Annotated in this window: 7 protein-coding genes; 1 reads left to right on the top strand and 6 read right to left on the bottom strand. The window is 68.2% G+C overall.

Features of this window, described 5'->3' with window-relative positions; translation table 11 throughout:
* Positions 1–54: 54 nt before the first annotated feature.
* The gene (locus J9611_RS20865; protein WP_211883055.1) at positions 55–306 is read right to left on the bottom strand and encodes a hypothetical protein; all 252 of its coding nucleotides are present in this window, start codon (positions 304–306) and stop codon (positions 55–57) included.
* 249 nt (positions 307–555) lie between these two features.
* Here J9611_RS20865 and J9611_RS20870 point away from each other — a divergent pair, with 249 nt between their 5' ends.
* On the top strand, positions 556–1,365 hold the full coding sequence (locus J9611_RS20870; RefSeq protein WP_211883057.1) for a putative protein N(5)-glutamine methyltransferase: 810 nt from the start codon (positions 556–558) through the stop codon (positions 1,363–1,365).
* Here the strand turns inward: J9611_RS20870 and J9611_RS20875 are convergent.
* The 5 genes from J9611_RS20875 to J9611_RS20895 form a co-directional block, all read right to left on the bottom strand.
* Positions 1,362–1,772, bottom strand: coding sequence for a hypothetical protein (locus J9611_RS20875; protein WP_211883059.1), 411 nt, complete (start codon positions 1,770–1,772; stop codon positions 1,362–1,364). The two genes, J9611_RS20870 and J9611_RS20875, sit on opposite strands and share 4 nt — an antisense overlap.
* Positions 1,773–1,900: 128 nt before the next feature.
* A complete protein-coding gene (locus J9611_RS20880) occupies positions 1,901–2,170 on the bottom strand; it encodes a GlsB/YeaQ/YmgE family stress response membrane protein (RefSeq protein ID WP_211883061.1) in 270 nt (89 codons plus the stop codon).
* 121 nt (positions 2,171–2,291) lie between these two features.
* Entirely contained in the window at positions 2,292–3,263 is a 972-nt protein-coding gene (locus J9611_RS20885) for an aldo/keto reductase (protein WP_211883063.1), read from the bottom strand.
* Between the two features lie 103 nt (positions 3,264–3,366).
* Entirely contained in the window at positions 3,367–3,576 is a 210-nt protein-coding gene (locus J9611_RS20890; RefSeq protein WP_211883064.1) for a dodecin, read from the bottom strand.
* A 91-nt stretch (positions 3,577–3,667) separates the two neighbouring features.
* Positions 3,668–4,531: an SGNH/GDSL hydrolase family protein gene (locus J9611_RS20895; protein WP_211883065.1), complete on the bottom strand. Its 864-nt coding sequence runs from the start codon at positions 4,529–4,531 to the stop codon at positions 3,668–3,670.
* Positions 4,532–4,678 lie beyond the last annotated feature (147 nt).

The raw sequence follows: 4,678 nt of genomic DNA on the forward strand, positions 1-4,678 counted from the left end.
TCAGCACAAATCTATTTTCTCACAGAGCGGATCAGATTAACAGCCCTCCAGCCATCAAAAACACCGGAAACTCAACGAACCCGAAAACCCATCACCCCACCATGACCGGAGCCCTGAGGCCTGGTTCCAGGCTTCCCCCAGGAAGTAAAGGAGCGCCGCGCTGAAAAAGGAGCCGACGGCAACGCACCACCAGCCGGCGAAGGCGGCCCGGGATTTGCGGTAGGTGTCGAAGTAGAAGAGCACCAGCATGGTCATGGTCAGCACGGCGAAGACCACCATAAGCGTCGACCGGTCGAGCAACACCATATGCGAACGAGTCCAAGCTGCCGGAGGCGGTCCCCACAGACCCCCGGCGTAGATTTCCCTGCCGGATCACGCCCCGGCCGGGTCCAGTCTTCCAGAACCTCCGCCGCCGCTCCGGCAGCGACACAACAATGCCGGACCAGCGGAGTTTCCCGGAGGGTGCGCTGCCGCCGGGCAAGGGGGACCCGTGCAGCCGTCCTGCCGGTTCGGTAGCATGGGTTTCCATCAGCCACGGCGGAAGGGGGCCTTCCCATGCCGTCCCTTCCGGTTCCCGAGCCGGCGATCGTCCGGACACTGCGGGCGGCCGGCTGCGTCTTTGCCGAAGAGGAAGCGCGCCTGCTGACGCAGGCCGCGCACACGCCGCGGCAACTCGCGGCCATGCTCCGGCGGAGGGCCTCCGGCGTGCCGCTGGAGCACATCCTGGGCTGGGTGGAGTTCTGCGGATTAAGGATTGCGGTGGACGCCGGAGTCTTCGTGCCCCGCCGCCGGACTGAGTTCCTCGTCCGGCAGGCCGCCCGGCTCCTCGAGCCGTCCGACGGCGCCCGTCCGGCGCCCGTCGTCGTCGACCTCTGCTGCGGTTCCGGCGCCGTCGGGGCGGCGCTCGCCTCGCTGGCCGGCCCGCTGGAGCTGCACGCCGCCGACGTCGACCCGGCAGCGGTGGCGTGCGCCCGCCGGAACGTCCTCCCGCTGGGCGGGGAAGTCCATGAGGGCGACCTTTTCGCGCCGATCCCGGCCCGGCTCCGCGGCGCGGTCCTGGTGCTTGCGGTCAACGCCCCGTATGTGCCCTCGGCCGCGATCGGGACGATGCCGCCGGAAGCCCGCCTGCACGAGCCGAGGGCCTCCCTCGACGGCGGCGCCGACGGGCTCGACGTGCAACGGCGTGTGGCCGCCGCGGCGCCGCAATGGCTGGCACCGGGCGGCCGCCTGCTGATCGAAACGAGCCGGGGGCAGGCGCCCCGGACCGCCGAACTGTTCCGCCGCAGCGGCCTCACCGCCCGGGTGCTCCACTCAGGGAAGCTGGATGCCACCGTGGTAGCCGGTGGCATCCGCAGGTCCGGCTAGGGCACCTTGTCCGGATCGACGTTGGTGGCCGGCCCGGCCGGGGTGGCGCCGCCTTCATCGGACCAGTCCTGGCCGGTCCGGTCATTGAGTGCCGGGTCGGATCCGACGTCCGGGGCGGCCTGGTCCGCGCTCTTCACGTGGGTGTTGTTGTGTTCCGCCCTGTCGCGATGGGTGGCGGAACCGATGACGGTGCTTGCCCGGCGGGCCGCTTGGGTGAGCTGCCCGGGGAGCTCGGGGGCCTTTTCCTTGACGGCTTCCGTTGCCGCGGCCACCTTGTCCTGGACCGGCTTGCTTTCCCAGAGTGCGGCCGCCCGGGCCTTGAGTTTGTCATAGGCCGCCCGGCCGGACCGTGATCCGAGGACGTAGCCCGCGGCGATTCCGGCGCCGAAAAGAAGTTTCGCTTTCATGCTGTACTCCTGCTCTGTGAATCCTGCTGTGGCTTTTTGCGGGGGCTTTGAAATTGAAGCTGCACCAATGGCGTGTCCTGTGCGAAAAACCGGCCCCGGAAAATTCCGGGGCCGGTTTCCGGCGACGCTCAGCTTTTGCGGGCTGAGCGCTTGGTGATCATGCCGTAAACCAGCAGGACGATGATCGCACCGCCGATGGCCAGCAGCCAGGTCGAGAGCGAGAAGAACTCGTTGAGGCCCCTGCCGAACAGCGCGCCGCCAATCCAGCCGCCAAGAATGGCGCCGACAACGCCGAGGAGCAGCGTGATGAAAATGCCCCCGCCCTGGCGTCCCGGGAGGATTGCCTTAGCGATTGCTCCGGCGATAAGGCCCAGAATCAGAAATGCGAAAAAACCCATTTTATCGTTCCTTCTTCTTTCATTGAGGAGGCACCCGGATCGCCGGGTGCGCTTCGCCCTTCAGCCTCAATACTAATCATGCTTACTATTGAATTGCCACTCGGGGCCGGTTTCACTCAACTCACCAGGCATAGTCCTCCGGGGCGGTCCGGTGGCCCGGGAAGATCACGTCGAGGCGCTGGAGGGCGTCGGCGTCGAGCTTCACTGCCAGGGCCCGGATGGCGGCATCGAGCTGCTCCCGGGTGCGCGGGCCGACAATCGGAGCGGTCACGGCGGGCTGGTGCAGGAGCCAGGCCAGGGCGACGTCGGCCGGTTCGTGGCCGAGCTCGTCGGCGAAGTCCTCGTACTGCCGGATCTGGTCCTGGTGCGTTTTGAGGGTTTCGACCGAGCGGCCGGTGGCGCGGCGGACGCCGGCGTGTTCCTTCTTCAGTACCCCTCCGAGCAGCCCGCCGTGCAGCGGTGACCAGGGGATGAGTCCCAGCCCGTACTGCTGCGCGGCGGGAATCACTTCCAGTTCGACGTTGCGGGTGAGCAGGTTGTAGATGGACTGTTCGCTGACGAGGCCGTTGAAGTGGCGGCGGGCCGCAGCCTCCTGGGCCTGGGCAATGTGCCAGCCGGCGAAGTTGCTGCTGCCCGAGTACAGGATCTTGCCCTGCTGGACCGCGACGCCGACCGCCTGCCAGATCTCGTCCCAGGGGGTGTTCCGGTCCACGTGGTGGAACTGGTAGAGATCGATGTAGTCCGTCTGCAGCCGCTTCAGGCTCGCATCCAGCGCCCGGCGGATGTTCAGGGCGGACAGTTTGGACTCGTTGGGCCGGTCCGTCATGGTGCCGTAGAGCTTGGTGGCGAGCACGGTGTGTTCCCGGCGCTCACCGCCCTTGGCGAACCAGCGCCCCAGGATTTCTTCCGTCCAGCCCCGGCGGCCCGATCCGCCGTAGACATTGGCGGTGTCGAAGAAGTTGATGCCGGATTCCTGCGCCGAATCCATGATGGCGTGGGCCTCCGACTCCTCCGTCTGCGGACCGAAGTTCATGGTGCCCAGGCAGAGGCGCGAGACCGTCAGGCCGGAGCGGCCCAGATGGGTGTACTGCATGGCTGCTTTCTCGTTTTGCGCGCCGGTGCCCGGCCCCCGCGGCTGTCCCGGCGGTGTCCGCACACGGGCGGCACCGCAGGGGCCGGCGTTCCGGGGTCGGACCTCAGCGCTCCAGGCGGAACCCGAGCTTGATGGTCACCTGCCAGTCGGCAACTTCGCCGTTGGCCAGGTGGCCGCGGATCTCCTTGACCTCGAACCAGTCCAGGTTGCGGAGCGTCTTCGCGGCCTCGGCGACGCCGTTGCGCACCGCCGCGTCAACGCTTTCGTTGGAGGTTCCGACAATTTCAGAAATGCTGTAAGTGTGATTAGGCAACTTCGCTCCTCGTGATCGCCATCGATACCCGGCTGTCGGCCGTTCCTGCAGACTAGCCGACGGATCGCGGCCGGACTAGGGCTAAACGAGGCTAAGCGGCGCCGGCTGCGGGGTCCGGGGCGGCCTCGCGGGATCCGTAGACCGGTCCGGGCTCGGGCCGCTTGGCGGTCAGCGGTACGTCTTCGGCCCGTGGCCTGATCCGGCTGACCATCCAGGGGACAAGGTACTGCGTCGCCCAGGTCAGGTCTCCGACCCGGGCTTCCCGCCAGCTGCCGGCGGGCATCGGCTTGGGTTCCAGCGGCCGCAGGCTGTGCGGAACGCTGAGGGTGTCCAGCACCATCGTGGCGATCGTGTGATGTCCCAGCGGCGAGAAGTGCAGCCGGTCCGGATCCCACATCTGCGGATGCGCCAGCTGCCGGAGCGTCCACAAGTCGGCGATCACGCCGTGGTGCCGGGCCGCAATGGTGCGGATGTTCTCGTTGAAGACGGCGACCTTGCCGCGGGTGCGGCCCAGCAGCGGGGTCCCGCCCCAGTCCGGGCCGGTGAACAGCACCACCGTAGCGCCGGTGGCGGCCAGTTCCTGCACCGCGGCATCCAGGGCGACGGCGAGCCGGTCCGGATCGCTCCGGTGGAACACCAGATCGTTCCCGCCGGCCGAAAGGGTCACCAGATCGGGTTTCGCAGCCAGGGCCGGCCCGAGCTGCCGGTCGAGGATCTGCCGCAGCAGGAGGCCGCTGACGGCGAGGTTGGCGTAGGCGAAGTCCTCGCGGCGCTCGCTGAGCTCCTCGGCAATACGGTCCGCCCAGCCCCGGATGCCGCCGGGACTCAACGGTTCCGGATCCCCGAGGCCTGCCGTGAATGAGTCGCCCAGGGCGACGTACCGGCTCCATGACCCCGCGGCGTGCCCGGTGGTGCCGGCTGGGCCGGCGCCCGGTCTGAAGCTGGCGGCATTCACACCCCCAGCAATACACCGGTATTTCCTGCCGCGCTAGGAGAGCGCTGAACAAGGGGCAATCCGGAGATGGGATACGGCTTCCGGGCCGCTCTTCGGAGCTTTGGGCGGCCCGCTGACGGCCTGGGAATGAGAGGCCGGGGCCCGGGA

The sequence above is a fragment of the Pseudarthrobacter albicanus genome (assembly GCF_018224015.1).
Classification (GTDB): domain Bacteria; phylum Actinomycetota; class Actinomycetes; order Actinomycetales; family Micrococcaceae; genus Arthrobacter; species Arthrobacter albicanus.